The organism is Xanthobacter sp. DMC47 (genome assembly GCF_056313845.1).
The window spans coordinates 441,086-455,187 of record NZ_JBQUZM010000001.1 but is presented as its reverse complement, the minus strand read 5'-3'; the positions used below and the strand labels follow the sequence as shown (position 1 = coordinate 455,187).

The 14,102-nt window shown below is 68.5% G+C and carries 16 protein-coding genes; 3 read left to right on the top strand and 13 right to left on the bottom strand.

Annotated elements, in window-relative coordinates; all coding sequences use genetic code 11:
* Positions 1 to 6: 6 nt before the first annotated feature.
* Complete coding sequence (locus tag ACT54R_RS02185; RefSeq protein WP_476323024.1) at positions 7 to 1,104, top strand: alginate O-acetyltransferase AlgX-related protein; 1,098 nt, start codon at positions 7 to 9, stop codon at positions 1,102 to 1,104.
* A gap of 3 nt (positions 1,105 to 1,107) precedes the next feature.
* Here ACT54R_RS02185 and ACT54R_RS02180 read toward each other — a convergent pair whose 3' ends face one another.
* The 8 genes from ACT54R_RS02180 to folE all read right to left on the bottom strand — a co-directional run bounded on the left by ACT54R_RS02180 (position 1,108) and on the right by folE (position 8,099).
* Entirely contained in the window at positions 1,108 to 1,359 is a 252-nt protein-coding gene (locus ACT54R_RS02180) for a hypothetical protein (protein ID WP_476323021.1), read from the bottom strand.
* On the bottom strand, positions 1,356 to 2,672 hold the full coding sequence (locus tag ACT54R_RS02175; protein WP_476323018.1) for a hypothetical protein: 1,317 nt from the start codon (positions 2,670 to 2,672) through the stop codon (positions 1,356 to 1,358). The genes ACT54R_RS02180 and ACT54R_RS02175 overlap by 4 nt, the downstream gene beginning before the upstream one ends.
* Positions 2,641 to 3,180 (bottom strand): hypothetical protein, encoded by a 540-nt coding sequence (locus ACT54R_RS02170; protein ID WP_476323016.1) that lies wholly within the window; start codon positions 3,178 to 3,180, stop codon positions 2,641 to 2,643. Before ACT54R_RS02170 ends, ACT54R_RS02175 begins: the two co-directional genes overlap by 32 nt.
* Before the next feature lie 124 nt (positions 3,181 to 3,304).
* Complete coding sequence (locus tag ACT54R_RS02165) at positions 3,305 to 3,940, bottom strand: flavin reductase family protein (protein WP_476323013.1); 636 nt, start codon at positions 3,938 to 3,940, stop codon at positions 3,305 to 3,307.
* A gap of 201 nt (positions 3,941 to 4,141) precedes the next feature.
* Positions 4,142 to 5,224, bottom strand: coding sequence for a patatin-like phospholipase family protein (locus ACT54R_RS02160; RefSeq protein ID WP_476323010.1), 1,083 nt, complete (start codon positions 5,222 to 5,224; stop codon positions 4,142 to 4,144).
* Between the two features lie 152 nt (positions 5,225 to 5,376).
* Entirely contained in the window at positions 5,377 to 6,372 is a 996-nt protein-coding gene (locus tag ACT54R_RS02155) for a helix-turn-helix transcriptional regulator (protein WP_476323007.1), read from the bottom strand.
* Between the two features lie 428 nt (positions 6,373 to 6,800).
* Entirely contained in the window at positions 6,801 to 7,301 is a 501-nt protein-coding gene (gene hisI / locus ACT54R_RS02150) for a phosphoribosyl-AMP cyclohydrolase (protein WP_476323004.1), read from the bottom strand.
* 72 nt (positions 7,302 to 7,373) lie between these two features.
* Positions 7,374 to 8,099 carry a GTP cyclohydrolase I FolE gene (folE, locus tag ACT54R_RS02145; RefSeq protein WP_168460533.1) on the bottom strand — a complete coding sequence of 242 codons (726 nt, stop codon included), beginning with the start codon at positions 8,097 to 8,099 and terminating at the stop codon, positions 7,374 to 7,376.
* Between the two features lie 355 nt (positions 8,100 to 8,454).
* Here folE and ACT54R_RS02140 point away from each other — a divergent pair, with 355 nt between their 5' ends.
* Positions 8,455 to 8,898: an iron-sulfur cluster assembly scaffold protein gene (locus tag ACT54R_RS02140; RefSeq protein WP_476323001.1), complete on the top strand. Its 444-nt coding sequence runs from the start codon at positions 8,455 to 8,457 to the stop codon at positions 8,896 to 8,898.
* Positions 8,899 to 8,908: 10 nt separating this feature from the next.
* Here ACT54R_RS02140 and ACT54R_RS02135 read toward each other — a convergent pair whose 3' ends face one another.
* Complete coding sequence (locus ACT54R_RS02135) at positions 8,909 to 9,508, bottom strand: HD domain-containing protein (protein ID WP_476322998.1); 600 nt, start codon at positions 9,506 to 9,508, stop codon at positions 8,909 to 8,911.
* Positions 9,509 to 9,610: 102 nt separating this feature from the next.
* Here ACT54R_RS02135 and yidD point away from each other — a divergent pair, with 102 nt between their 5' ends.
* Positions 9,611 to 10,030 carry a membrane protein insertion efficiency factor YidD gene (gene yidD, locus ACT54R_RS02130; protein WP_476322995.1) on the top strand — a complete coding sequence of 140 codons (420 nt, stop codon included), beginning with the start codon at positions 9,611 to 9,613 and terminating at the stop codon, positions 10,028 to 10,030.
* 19 nt (positions 10,031 to 10,049) lie between these two features.
* Here yidD and ACT54R_RS02125 read toward each other — a convergent pair whose 3' ends face one another.
* The 4 genes from ACT54R_RS02125 to ACT54R_RS02110 form a co-directional block, all read right to left on the bottom strand.
* Entirely contained in the window at positions 10,050 to 12,230 is a 2,181-nt protein-coding gene (locus tag ACT54R_RS02125; protein ID WP_476326344.1) for a transglycosylase domain-containing protein, read from the bottom strand.
* A gap of 169 nt (positions 12,231 to 12,399) precedes the next feature.
* Positions 12,400 to 12,828, bottom strand: coding sequence for a YidB family protein (locus ACT54R_RS02120; protein ID WP_476322992.1), 429 nt, complete (start codon positions 12,826 to 12,828; stop codon positions 12,400 to 12,402).
* A 49-nt stretch (positions 12,829 to 12,877) separates the two neighbouring features.
* A complete protein-coding gene (locus ACT54R_RS02115; RefSeq protein ID WP_476322989.1) occupies positions 12,878 to 13,438 on the bottom strand; it encodes a tetratricopeptide repeat protein in 561 nt (186 codons plus the stop codon).
* Between the two features lie 39 nt (positions 13,439 to 13,477).
* Positions 13,478 to 14,098 (bottom strand): prepilin peptidase, encoded by a 621-nt coding sequence (locus ACT54R_RS02110; protein ID WP_476322987.1) that lies wholly within the window; start codon positions 14,096 to 14,098, stop codon positions 13,478 to 13,480.
* Positions 14,099 to 14,102 lie beyond the last annotated feature (4 nt).

Genomic DNA, 14,102 nt, shown 5'->3' with positions numbered 1-14,102 from the left:
CACGCCATGCCGCTTCTGATGTCCTTCCGCCGCTGGTGGGCGGTGATCTTCTTCGCCATCCTCACCTTGCCCACCATCGGCCTCGTCGCGCCGGACCTGCCGGCCCCGCTGCGCACCGTCGCCGCCCCCGAGGCGCGCTGGTGGGAAGACGCGGCGCGCCGGCTCGATCCCTACATCAACAACGTCTTCGGCTTCCGCGGCGCGGTGCTTACCGCCCATCGGTCCTATGTGCGCTTCATCGGCGACACCCAGGGCGACCTCGCGCTGAAGGGCGAGAACGGCTCGCTTTTCCTGAAGGACGAGCACGCGCTGGAGCAGTCGCTCGGCCAATTGGTGCGGCCGGAGGCGGTGAGTGGCATCGTCTCGCTCGCCGAGCGCATGAACGCCTACATGGCCGCCCATGGCGGACGCTTCGTGGTGCTCATCCCGCCCAACGGCCACACCACCAATTTCGAGTATCTGCCCGCCTACGCCCGGCGCCTGAAGGTCTCGCCCACGGAATATGATCTCGTGGCGGAGAAGATGAAGGCGGCCGGCATCACCTTCGTGGACATGCGCCCCATCCTCGCCGAGGCGAAGAAGAGCGGGCCGGTCCATTGGCGCTACGACACCCATTGGAACCAGCGCGGCCAACTCCTCGGCTTCAACGCCGCCATGGCCGCCGCCGGCCGTCCCGACCTGGAAGTGAAGCCGGAGGACGCCCTTGGTCCGCCCGAGCCGCGCCTCACCGGCGACCTCCTGCGCGCGACGGGATCGCCCGTGCCCAACCCGCCGGACGTGATGTTCCCGCCCAAGGGGCCCATGGTGGCGCCGAAGGACCCGAAGCTCATCCCCGGCATCTTCAAGCCAGTGCCGGACAACGATCCCTTCCAGCCCTATGCCATCGACACGGGCCATGCCGGCCCGCGCATCATGGTCATCGGCGACAGCTTCTCCCAAGGCTCCTGGCGCGGCCTCGGCGCGTCGCAGGCGTCGGCCTACGCGTGGATGCACCACCGCTATTGCCGCTTCGAGATGGGGGCCGTCGAGCGCTTCAAGCCCGACATCCTCATCTACGCGCCCACCGAACGCGCCATGCCCTGCAAGGGCACGCCGGCGGAGTGAGGCTCAACGCGTCAGGTGGCGGATCAGGCCGACCTTTTCCTCGACCAGAATGACGATGCCGCTCTCTGCCTCCAGCGACTTCAGGAAGCTGCGCTCCTGGGCCGTTATGGAATAAGGGAAGCGGAATTGCAGCGCCCAGTTGCCGTCGTCGAGCATGCTGACGCTGGAGACCGCGCTCTGGCTGATGCGCTTGCGAACTTCGTCGCGGGCGATCTTTTGCAATGCCTTGGCTTCGTCCAAGCTGTGAGCTGTCATGACTTGTCTCCCGGAACGGAGATACCCAACCCCTCGATGATCGCGTCCACCGGAAGCGCGTAGGCGAGTCCGCCTGCGCCCTTTTTGCCGTTTCCTGCGACGATCATACCCGCAAAAAGTGCACAGGACTTCTCCGGATCCAGGACAAAAACGCCTGATCCGCTGTCGCCGCCTTCGGTGAAGGTGGCGGCTGCTTCGGTTCCGGACTTCTTCTCCGGCGGTCGAAGCTCGAGCATCCCGTCGTAGTGGAACAGATCACCATTGGGTGAGACAGCCGTGAAGCTTGCGTTGATGGCATGCACCTCAACGTCCACGAGACGCTGCTTGCGGCCGACCACCTTCACCAGAGGTCGATTGACGTCTCTGGTGGGCTCAGTGACCGTGATCCCGGTGACCTTGTATTTCCGCTCGCCCAAGCCGGGCCGACGGAATTTGTTGCCTTCGATCGCCCGGCCCTTCCCGACCGCAAAAAGCGCGGCGTCGAGCGGCGCGGGCTGCTCATCGACGAAAGGCATGGCCGAGGGAAAGCGGTAGGTGCCGATCGGCTCGGTTGCAGGTATTCCCTTTTTCACCCGGAGGATATCCGTCTCGGGCGCCGCCCGACCCATGCAGGTCACCAGGTGCCCGGCACCGAGGACGAACGGTTGTCCCTCTTTCTTGACGAACAGGGTGACGGTGCCCATGGCGGTCTCATCGTCGGAATGGACGATACTGTCGCCAATTCGGATTTCGTCGGCCGGCGTTGCATCCGTCCCGCCCTTGAGAAGCAGCCGCACCAATCTGTGGCAGGAGACTTCATAGCGCCTGATGAAGTCGATACCCGCGAAAGCACCCTGGGCGACCGCGGGATGGAATTGCGCGGCGAGTTGCGGCTCGTTGGCGAGTGCGGCGATCCGGTTGCCCATTTCAACGATGAAATTGTTGAAGGACTGCCGTTTCCTGCTCGCGTAGATCTGGGCCGCAGAATGGATGCGGACGAAAATCTTGTAGCTGGCGCCGACGCTCGTATTGTGCTCGAGACTGAGGGAGAAGCCGAGTAGATACCGCTGGGCCAGATCAGTCTGTCCGGGCTGCCATGGCTGTATTTCCTCGATCCCGTTGCCTCCGGCAGGCTTGGCTTCGAGGTTCGGCAGATGCTGTTGCAATAGTCCTGCGCGAAAGGCGTCTGTCAGCCCCCGGATCAGGGCCTCGCCGATGGCGCGCGTGATGATTGGCGCTGGCCGTGTGGCTACCTGCTCGGGATCGGTTTTCTGGAACGCCTTCTTGTTCCGTCGCTCCGGGTCAAAGGGAAGGATCTTGGTTGGCGTCGTCATCGTCGTCTCGACTATTGGATGAAGATGAATCGGGGAGCGAAAGGGGAGCCAACAGGCGTGCCAGCAACTTCGTGGCTGCCTTGATCGCTTCGCTGACGGACGGGTCCGGCGGGTACGCGGTGATCTCGATCGATCGCCTGTCCAGCTTGATCGTGTGGAAGCGCATGGCGACGAAAATCACGGCGACGGCCCCGGCGCAGGCAGCGATCTCCGGCCCGCCGAATTGCAGCGGGACGGCCGTGGCACGGGCCTGAGCCTTGAACACGAGGCTCCCGGGGGGTCCTTGCTCCACCGCGATGATGCGGCCGAGATCCAGGCATTCCCCACTGTGGGCGGAGAAGAAGCCTGCGGGGTCGTTCTGGAACTGTGTGCTCCAGCGCGTGGTGCCCTCGAATTCGTCGAGGGCGGCAAGCGCCGTGCGCGCCGCCTCCACGATGTTCAGATCGAGCTGTCGCGCACTGAGGCGTACCGCCCATGTTGCGACACCTAATGCGCGTTCGTCCGGCATGGGCCCCCCAACCGTGCAGAGATCGCATGAATCAATGTAGGGTTGTGTAACAGCCCATCGGTACAACTGCAACGTTTGTGTTGCCGGGCCGAATGGTCAGGAGATCTTGGGGGCGAACGCCCCTCTATGCCTTCGTCCGGGCCTTCAAATCCATGCCGCCGCCCGGCGGGCGCTCGCGCTCGGTGAGTTCCTCGACCCAGGCGTAGTCGAGATAGCCGCAGCGGGCGAGGGACTTCATGACCCGCATGTCCACCCGGCCGTCCACGATGGCGGCGTCGTCCACATAGACGCCGACGATCTCGCCGATGATCATGTGCTGGTCGGGCTGCGTGCCGTCTCGGCCCTTCGGCCGGAAGGTCTCCACATAGACGCATTCCAGCGCGCAGGGGCTGGCCGCCACGCGCGGCGGCTTCACGAGGCGCGAGGGCGCGCGCTCGAGGCCCACGAGGTCGAACTCGCTGACATCGCGCGGCGCGGGGGCGGAGGTGAGGTTCACCGCATCCACGAGGTCGAGCGTGGCGAGGTTGCAGACGAACTCGCCGGTGGCCTCGATGTTGGCCGCGCTGTCCTTGCGGCCGGCGGACGAGAACATCACCAGCGGCGGCGCCTCGCAGATCAGGTTGAAGAAGGAATAGGGGGCGAGGTTCGCCACGCCCTCCGGCGTCAGCGAGGAGATCCAACCGATGGGGCGGGGCGCGACGATGGCCTTCAGCGGCGAAAAGGGCAGGCCGTGGTTGCGCTTGGACGGCTCGTAGAACATTGCGGGGCAGATCCTGATCCGGAAGATCGCGGACCATAGCCGCTCCGCTTGCCCGGCGGCACCTATACTCACGCATGGCGCGCGCCTCAGCCCGGCGCCACCCGTGCCCGCGCTGCTGCGCGGGCCTGCCCCAGGGCGACCCGAGCCCGCTCGGCGCGGGCTTAGCCCAGCGCGACCCATGCCCCCGCGCGCGGCGCGGGCTTAGCCCAGCGCGACCATCGTGGAGGAGATGTCCTCCAGCGCCCGCTCGGCAGCCTCGGTGCCGGCGGCGATGGCCTCCTTCGCCCGCTGGAATTCGAACAGGCCGATGCGGCCGAGCTTGGGGGAGAGCATCACGTCCGGCGGATCGCCCGCGAGGCGCGAGCGGGCGATGCGGTCCTGGGTGATGTTGAAGGCGTCGATCATCACCGTCGTCAGGCCGCGCGGGCCGTCGCCCGAGGGGCCGGCGAAGAACTGCCGGCGCAGCCGGTCTGGGCTGAGGATACCGGCGAGGCCGTCCTTCTTCTCGGCCACCGCCATCTCGGCGACGCGCTCCACCACCCCGCCATGGTCCTGGATGACCGTGCCGCGGCCGAACACGTCGGCATTGAGGTTCACCGCGATCACCATGCGCGCCCCCATGGCGCGGGCGGCGGAGACCGGCACCGGGTTCACCAGCGCCCCGTCCATCAGCCAGCGCCCGCCCACCTTCACCGGGGTGAAGATGCCGGGCAGGGCATAGGAGGCGCGAATGGCGTCCACGAAGTCGCCACGGGTGAGCCAGATCTCGTGGCCCGTGCCCAGCTCCGTCGCGATGGCGGCGAACACGATGGGCAGATCCTCGATGGAGATGCCGCCCACATTGCGCCGCATCAGCTCCACGAGGCGGCGGCCGCCGATGAGGCCGGCGGCGCCGAGGTTGAAATCGAGCAGCCCGAGCACGTTGCGCTTGGTGAGGCTGAGGGCCCACTCCTCCAGCGTGTCGAGCTTGCCGGCCGCCCAGATGCCGCCCACCACCGCGCCGATGGAGGTGCCAGCCACCACCGAGGGGCGGATGCCTGCCCGGTCCAGCGCCTTCAGCACGCCGATATGGGCAAAGCCGCGCGCCGCCCCGCCCCCGAGCGCGAGGCCGATGGCCGGGCCGTTGGGCACCGACGTGCGCGGCGCCGCGTGGGCGGGCGTGCCGAGATCGGGTGGGCCGGAATCGGGGGGCTGCGGCGCGGGGCTGGTCGCGGAAGAGGTCGCAGCTTTGGGGGCGGCCGCTGCGGTGGAGGGGCCGGAACGCCAGTGGAGGGACTGAAACATCGACGCCTCCCGTCGCGCCGCCAAGCTGGCGCCGTGGGAGGATAACCTCCACCGGCGCCGAAGCGTTTCCGGCGCTCCGCTACATTGGCGATTCGATTACTAAAGTCTGGTGTCCGAAGCGTGGCGCCCGTCCGGCGCGTTTTGAGCCGGCCCTACGGCGGGCTTCGGCGGCGCGCGGCGGAAGGCGCCTCGCCGAAATGGCGGCGGAACTGGCGGTTGAAGGTGGAGAGGTCGCGGAAGCCGGCCTCGAAGGCGAGGTCGGCAATGCGCCGGTGGGCGTGGCGCGGATCGTCAAGCATCCGCCGCAGCCATTCCATCCTGAGCCGCGTGACGTGGGCGGAGAAGGTCTCGCCGTCCTCCTCGAACAGAAGCTGCACATAGCGCGCGCTGATGCCGAGCTGGGTGCCGATGGTGGCCGCCGACAGGTCGGGATGGTGGAGCGCGGCCCGGGTCGCGGCCTTGGCGGCGGCGAGGCGGGCGGCCTTCACGCTGCTGCGTCCGGACGCGTCATGCCCGGGCGCTCCACGTCTCAGCGCCAAGGCGGCGAGCTCGGCCAGCTGCCCCGCGACCACACGGCCGGCTTCCGCGAACCCGATGTGCTGGCGCTCAACCAGCTCGGCATAGCCGAACATCAGGTCGAGCGCGGGCTCGCCCGGAGCGAGCCGCACCATGTTCACGTCATCAAGGTTGGGCACCAGGGTCCGCAGCAGGCTGCGCGAGACCTGCACCGTGCGGAACCGGGTGTCGGGCTGGATGATGGAGGATGAGCGCTGGCCGAGAGTCCACACGCCGGTCTCGCCCACACCCACTTCCATCTCGCGGCCATCGGGCGTGGTGACGCGATAGGCCCGCTCGGCACGGCAGATGGTCAGGTCGTCGATGCCGTCGCCGAGCAGCGCGGCGGTTCGGGTCGAGACCATGGCGCTGGCCTGCCCCCGCGCCACGAGGGCGCCCGGCAGGTCAAGGAAGCTCACCGAGACGCGGAAGGGATCGTCCGGGTCCGGCGCGAGGTCGAGGCCAGTCAGGACGGGGCCGTAATATTCCCGGACGAAGGCCATGCGTTCGGCCTCCGGCACGTCGGCCGTGTTGAACCGCACGGGGGCGAGGTCAGCGGCTGGTGCAGCAACGTGTGGGGCGGCTTGGGGCATGGGAGCGGCGCTGGGCTTCTGGTCCGGACGGCGACCGGGTCCGTCGGAACCGCGTGTCGTCGAGGGGCGCGGCGATCGTCTGCCGGGAGAAGGGCATATGCCGCGGACCAAAGATCGCAGGGGAAGCTTTGCCGCGTCAATGTCGCAAACGCGGGAAGGATCAACCGCAGCGGGTTTTCCGGAAGGGGAAAAAGGGGCACTTCGCACGCTGCACAAACCGGGTGCGCGCAATGCCGAGAAAGAGGCCGCGGAATGGCGGATAACAGGCTGCGGATGACGATTTCGGGCGCGTCCGTCAGGGTGCGCGCCTGAAATTCTCCGCTGCCGGTGCAGTGCCCGTCCCCGTTGGCCAGCCCCCGCAGCCGGCGAGGCGGCACTGTACCGGCTGTTGGCTTTCCCCAGGGGCCGGCGCCCCACGGTGTCGGGCCTCAGTGGTCGTGCCCGTGGTCGTCCGTGTGGCCCTTGCCGTAGACGGCGGCGGGATCGAAGCGCGGGGTGTCGCCGGTGAAGGCGAGGCGGGTCGCCTCGGAGGGCGCGGCGCCGATGGGCACCGAGCGATAGAAGCAGGAGCGGCGGCCCGTGTGGCAGGCGGCGCCCGTGCCGCCCATCTCCACCTTGATGACGACGGCATCCTGATCGCAGTCGATGAGCATCTGCCGCACCTTCTGGGTGTGGCCGGAGGTCTCGCCCTTCTTCCAGAGCTTGCCGCGCGAGCGGGAGAAATAATGCGCCTCGCCCGTCGCCATGGTGAGGGCGAGGGCCTCCGCATTCATATGGGCGAGCATCAGCACCTCGCCGGTCTCCGCATCCACGGCGACGCAGGTGACGAGGCCGTTGGCGTCGAAGCGCGGGGTGAGGATCGTGTCCTCCTCCAGCGCGGTGCCCTTGCCGGCGGCGGGGAAGGTGAAGGCGGGGGTGTCGGCGTTCATTCGCTGGACTCTTTCGCTCGCGTGTCGGGCGCTCCCGCCTCGGCAGGAACGCCCTTCGGCGGCGGTCCTGCGTCAGCCCTTGGAGCGCACCAAAGTGATGAAGCGCACCTGCTCGGCCGGGTCATCCCGGAACACGCCGGTGAACTGGGTGGTGAGGGTGGAAACGCCCTGCTTGGTGATGCCGCGCATGGACATGCACATGTGCTCGGCCTCGATCATCACCGCCACGCCGCGGGGGCGCAGGCCCTCGTCGAGGGCGTTGGTGATCTGCGAGGTCAGGTGCTCCTGCGTCTGCAGCCGGCGGGCGAAGATGTCCACTACCCGCGCGATCTTGGAGAGGCCGACCACCCGCTCCACCGGGAAATAGGCGATGTGCGCCTTGCCCACGAAGGGCACCATGTGGTGCTCGCAATGGGAATGGAACGGGATGTCGCGCACCAGCACGAAGTCGTCGAAGGTGCCGATCTCGCCGAAGGTGCGGTCGAGCAGCTCGTCGGCGTCCTCGCCATAGCCGGAGAACAGCTCGTCATAGGCCTTCACCACGCGCTTCGGCGTGTCGAGCAGGCCCTCGCGCGCCGGGTCCTCGCCGATATAGGCGAGCAGCGTCTTCACCGCGGCTTCCGCCTCGGCCCGGGTGGGGCGGGGGCTGCCATCGGAGAGGGGCGGGTGAACCTTGGGGAGGGCAGGGGCACCGTCTGCCGCAGGCGCGCGGAGAACCGCCGCCGCCTTGGCCTTCAGCTGACGCTCCCGCTCCTCGTTCTCGGCCTGCGCCTTGAACAACTTAACAACCGCGTCCATGACCAACTCCGTTCGACCCGCCCTCACCGGAGACCGGGAAAGGCGGGAGTGTCACCGGTTGTCGGCTCGCTTGCGCGGTGTCGCTCAAACCGCGCCCCGCCGGACCTGCCGGCGGCGGCTTTGCCGTCCGTTTCAAAAATGAAGGCCCAATGCAGGGCCCAAGTTCCATGATGGGGCCGAAGGGGCGTTTTCGCAAGGGTGAGGCGGCTCAACTTACCGCATCGAGGTTTTATGGCACCATCGGCTAGCTTGCGGTCGGACGCCTTTGCGTCCGTTCCTCCCGTCTCTATATAAGAACGGAACGCCCGCGCGACAGGCTCACAGGCTCCGTCCGCGCCGCCCGATTGGTTCGCCCATGATCAACGACGTCTACAACGCCCGCATTCTTGCCCTCGCCGCGGACATTCCGCGCCTCGGCCGGCTCCCCGCGCCGCAGGCGAGCGCGCGGGCGCATTCGCGGCTGTGCGGCTCCACCGTCACCATCGATCTGGTGATGGACGGGGACAAGGTGGCCGATTTCGCCCATGAAGTGCGCGCCTGCGCCCTCGGGCAGGCGTCCTCCTCCCTTATGGCGAGCCACATCGTCGGCGCCAGCGCGCAGGAGCTGCGCGAGGTGCGCGACACCATGTGGAAGATGTTGCGGGAGAACGGCCCGCCGCCCACTGGCCGCTGGGAGGACTTCAAGGTGCTGGAGCCGGTGCGCGACTACAAGGCGCGCCACGCCTCCACCATGCTCACCTTCGATGCGGTGGTGGACGCCATCGGCCAGATCGAGGCGGCGCGCGCGGCGGCGGAATAGCCCTTCGGCCTCAGCCCACGGCCCATTCCTCCGACCGCCGCGTCTCGATGGCGGCGATGGCTTCCTCCGCCGCCTGATCGAACGCCGTTTCCAGCGCGGGATTGATGCCGCGCAGCCCGGCCGCCACCGCCCGCGACCATTCCACATAGGCGCGAGCGCGCGACTGCGGCCAGTCCTCCGGCGGATCATCGGCGAGGGAGCGCAGGTTGCAGGTCTTGTCGGCGAGCTTCAGCAGCTTGCCGCGCGCGGAAAGGTGGGGCGCGTGCTCCACCTGCAGCCGCTTGCGCTCGGCGGAGGAGAGGCCCTTGTCGTCCGTGACTTCCATGACGAGGCCGGCGATGTCCGCCCCGAAGGTGGTGGCGATCTCTTCCGGCGTCACGCCCTGGTCTTCCACCACGTCGTGCAGCAGCGCGGCGGCGACGAGGTTGGGGTCGGCGCCCCCGGTCGCCTCGCTCACCAGCAGCGCGACCTCCACGAGGTGGTTCACATAAGGCTGCGCCCGCTTTCCCTTCCGCCGCTGGTCGGTGTGGCGCAGCGTCGCGAAGGCGAGGGCGCGCATCACCACGGACAAGGGCGGGACGGAAGGGGTGGGCGGGAAGACATCAGGCATCATCGATCACCTCGCGCATGAGCATAGCCGCCGAAAGCAGGGGCCGCGCGGGTCGCCGGGACCAGCTCGGCCCCGACTTCGACATGAAGGCTGGATAGGCGCATGTCGAACCCGAAGCGTGGCGATTATGGGGCGATGCCGGACAGAGGCGATATGGCGGTGGATGACAGCGGGCTGAAGGAGACGGCAGGGCCGGCGCGCCACATTGGTGCGCAGATCGCCCGAGCTCCGCGCTTCGCCTTGCGCGGGCTCATCCTCGTCTATCGCTACACCTTCTCCGCCTTCATGGGGCGGCAGTGCCGCTATCTGCCCACCTGCTCGGAATATGCGGAGGAGGCGGTGATGCGCCACGGCGCGCTGCCCGGCGCGGTGATGGCCACCGCCCGCATCTGCCGCTGCAATCCCTGGGGCGGGCATGGCTATGACCCGGTGCCGAAGTGCCTGCCCACGGGCGGGCGCTGGTACAGGCCGTGGGCCTACGGCATCTGGCGCACGCCGAAGGAGCCGGACGCGGAGAATTGAGGCTCCGCGTTTGGCGCCGTCAGTTCCTGCGCACCGCGGTGGGCATCGGCGTCGCGGGCACCGTCGGTGTGGGCGTGGCGGCCGGGGCAGGGGCGGTCTGTGCCGCGGCCGGGACGGGCGCCGCGGCAGGGCCGGCGTCGGTGAGCTTCACCTCGGCCTCCTTGAACATGCGCTCCAGCGCCGCCAGCCGCTCGGCCGAACGGGGGGAGAGGGTCACCGGCCGCTCGCTGTCGGCGAGGCCGGGCACGTTCATGCTGGCGGGCGGCTCGTCGAGCTTCGGGATCGGCGTGGTGACGCCGGGGATCGGCTTGATCTCGATGCCCTGGTGGGCATAGGCCATCACCTTCTGCCACGTCAGGGCCGGCAAGGTGCCGCCGGTCATCTTGTTCATCACCGCGTAGTCGTCGTTGCCGAACCACACGCCGCAGACATAATTGCCGGTGAAGCCCATGAACCAGGCATCGCGATAGGAATTGGTGGTGCCGGTCTTGCCCGCCACCTTGGCGTTGGGCAGGCGGGCGCGGCGGCCGGTGCCGTTCTCCACCACGTTGTTCATCATGTCGTTGATGTCGTAGAGCGCCTGCTGCGGGATGATCTGCACCGGCTTCGGGGCGTCCCGGTCGAAGCGCCAGATCACGTCGCCGTTGCCGATGCGCATCTCCACCACCGCGTGGGGGTAGACGCTCTTGCCGCCGTTCGCGAACACCGAATAGGCGGTGGTGGCGTCGAACAGCGTCACCTCGGCGGCGCCCAGCGGCAGCGGCGCGGAGATGGGCAGCGGCGTGCGGATGCCCATCTGGTGGGCGAGGTCCACGATCTTCTTGCGGCCGAACTTCTCGGCGAGGCGCACCGCCACCGTGTTCAGCGAGTGCTGGAGCGCGGTCTTGAGGGTGATGGAGCCCATGTAGGAGCGCCCATAGTTCTGCGGGCACCAGTTGCCGAGGCAGATGGGCGCGTCCTGCACGATGGTGTTCGGCCGGTAGCCGTTCATCAGCGCCACCGTGTAGACGTAGGGCTTGAACGAGGAGCCGGGCTGGCGCAGGGCGTCGGTGGCGCGGTTGAACTGGCTCTCGCCATAGTCGCGCCCGCCCACCAAAGCGCGCAGCGTGCCGTTGGGCTCCATCACCACGATGGAGCCCTGCTTCACCTTGTAGTCGCGGCCGAACTCGTTGAGCGAGGATTCCAGGGCGGCGTCCGCCACCTTCTGGATGTTGGGATCGAGGCCGGTGCGGACGATGAAATTGCGCTCGATGACGGAGGGCGGCAGCTGGTCCACCAGCTTCTTCACCTCGCCGAAGGCGTAGTCGAGGTAGAAGTCCGGCACCTCGTCGTCGCGGCGGTCCACGGGCGTCGCGGGGTTGCGGCGCGCGCCGAACACCTGGCCCTCGGTCATGAAGCCCGCCTCGACCAGGTTGTCGAGCACGGTGGAGGCGCGGGCGCGGGCGGCCGGCAAATTGATGTGCGGGGCGTATTTGGACGGCGCCTTGAACAGGCCGGCCAGCATGGCGGCCTCGGCGAGGTTCACCTCCTTCACCGACTTGCCGAAATAATAGCGCGCCGCCGCATCCACGCCGTAGGCGCCGCCGCCGAGGTAGGCGCGGTCGAGATAGAGCTTGAGGATCTGGCTCTTGGAGAGACGCGCCTCCAGCCAGATGGCGAGGAAGGCTTCCTTGATCTTGCGCTCGATGGTGCGCTCGTTGGACAGGAACAGGTTCTTGGCGAGCTGCTGGGTGAGCGAGGAGCCGCCCTGCCGCACGCCACCCGCCTTGGCATTGGTGACGAGGGCGCGGGCCGTGCCGGCGACATCGATGCCCCAATGCTCGTAGAATCGCCGGTCCTCGGTGGCGAGCGTCGCCTTGATGAGGTTGTCCGGGATGTCTTCCAGCGGGATGGTGTCGTTCTGCTTGACGCCGCGTTCGCCGATGGAATTGCCGTAGCGGTCGAGGAAGGTGACGGCGAGTTCTGTGCGCTTCAGCCAGTCGTCGGACGTCTCGCGGAAAGCCGGCATGGCGAGCGCCAGCATGACCATGGCGCCGGCCACGCCCAGCGTGAAGCCTTCCGAGGCCGCGCCGATGGCCCAGCGCCCCACGCCCGTGACATTGAACCGCTCGGTGAAGGCGGCATAGGCGGAGAGGATGTTGCGTGTGCGCGCGCCGAGGCTGAACAGCGAACTGTCCAGCAGCGCGTCGAAATCGAGCATCAGCCCGCGCAGGCGCTCGAGGAGGGAAGGACGCTTACGCTCGGTCACGGTGCGGGCTCTGGTCTTTCTGAACGATGGCCCGATGGCGCCCCCGCGCCGCGACCGGACCTTGAGCCCTATATAGCGTTCCCCGGCGGCGGGCGCGAGCCTCCCGCCGTACACCCCTTTGTCAGGCCGCGGAGCGCTCCGGCAGCTCGAACGTGCCATCCGGGCTCAGGCGATCCACGATCACCGGCAGGAAGCGCGCCATCAGTCCGGGCAATGGCGCGGCCGGCAGGTTGAAGGCGGCGGCCAGCTCCGCGATGCGCTCCTTGCCCAGCGCCGCGATGATGGCGTCTGCGTCCACCGGCGTGTTCGGGCCGTCAGCGATCCAGCTGTCCAGCGCATCCGAAAGGCCGCCGGCGCGCAGGGCCTCGGCGAAACCCTCCAGACCGCCGAAGCTGGTGCCCGCCATGGTCCGGTCAATCCAGCTGGGCAAGGCGGTGACGGCGGGGCTGTTCAGAAGGCCATCGAGCAGGCCGCCCACCGCGCCGCTTTTCCGGATCTGGCCGACGACGCTCGCAACGAGACCGCCGATCATCTGGTCGAACAGGGCCATGACGCCTCCGCAATCTGGGATCACGGCCGGCATCAAACACCCGCGCCGGTTAGAACGGCGTGAACGAGCGCGGACGGTTCAGCCACAGGGGATCGGGCACGAAGGGCGGGGCCGGCATCCACAGGATGGCCTGCTCCTGCGCGACGGCGATCTGCGCCCGGCTCATCTTGGAGGCGACCGCATCGCGGATGCGGGTGAAGGTGTCGCGTTCCTGCTTTCCGGCCCGGGCGGCGGCGAGGATCAGCCATTTCTGCGAGAGCACCACGTCCACGGGCACCCCGCGCCCCTTGTCGTAGGCGAGGCCGAACATATATTGCGCGGTGGGGTCGCCCTGCTCGGCGGCGCAGCCATACCACTGGGCGGCAACCACGAAGTCCTGCGGCACGCCCTTCCCGGTCTCATAGAGATAGCCGACCATCCCCTGCGCCTTCGCATCGCCCTGCCATGCGAGGGGGATGAGCAGCGCGGCGGCGGTCACATAGTCGCCCTTCGCATAGGCCGCATAGGCGCGGGACTGGGTGCCGTCCTTACTGCCGGCCATCGCCGGCCCACAGAGCGCGAACACCAGCGCCAGCGCGACGGCCGCGTGGCGAAAGGCTTTCCGAAACACAGTCCCTTCCGGGCGCAAGGTCTCTTCCGGGCGCATGGGTCAGCTCGCCTTGAGGAGGAGGGCGTCGATCATGAAGGCGATCCACACCGCCGGCGCGAGGAACAGGCCGAACGGCAGCCGCCCATCGAACCGCAGCGCGCGGCCGCTCGCACGGCGGCGCAGGGCATAGGCGAGGAGCGCGGAGAGGGCCGCGATCTCGATGGCGAGGGGGATGGCCGTCACGTCCAGCCAGACGCCCGCCAGCACCGCCAGCTTCACGTCGCCGAGGCCGAGCCCGTCGCGTCCGCGCAGCGCGCGATATCCCGCGCGCAGGCCGAAGAACAGCAGGCCGAGGAGGAGGCCGCGCGCGCCAGCGGCGATCAGCCCTTCCGTAACGTCGTCAGCGGCGAGCGCCGCATGGGCGAGTCCGAGGGCGATGCCGGCGGCGTTCAGGGCATCGGGAATGAGGAAGTGCCGCGCATCGATGACGGCGATGGCCGCGAGCACCGGCACCAGAGCGGCGAGGGGCAGGCCGGCGGGAAGGCCGGCCACCGCGAGGCTCGCGCCCATGGCGGCGAGGCAGACGGCCGCGAGGGCGGTCGCCTCGGCCCGGCTGGCGGCACGCGGATGGGAGCCGAGGCCCGTCAGGCGCTCCCCCATCGCATCTGCGGCGTCGGCCATGGCG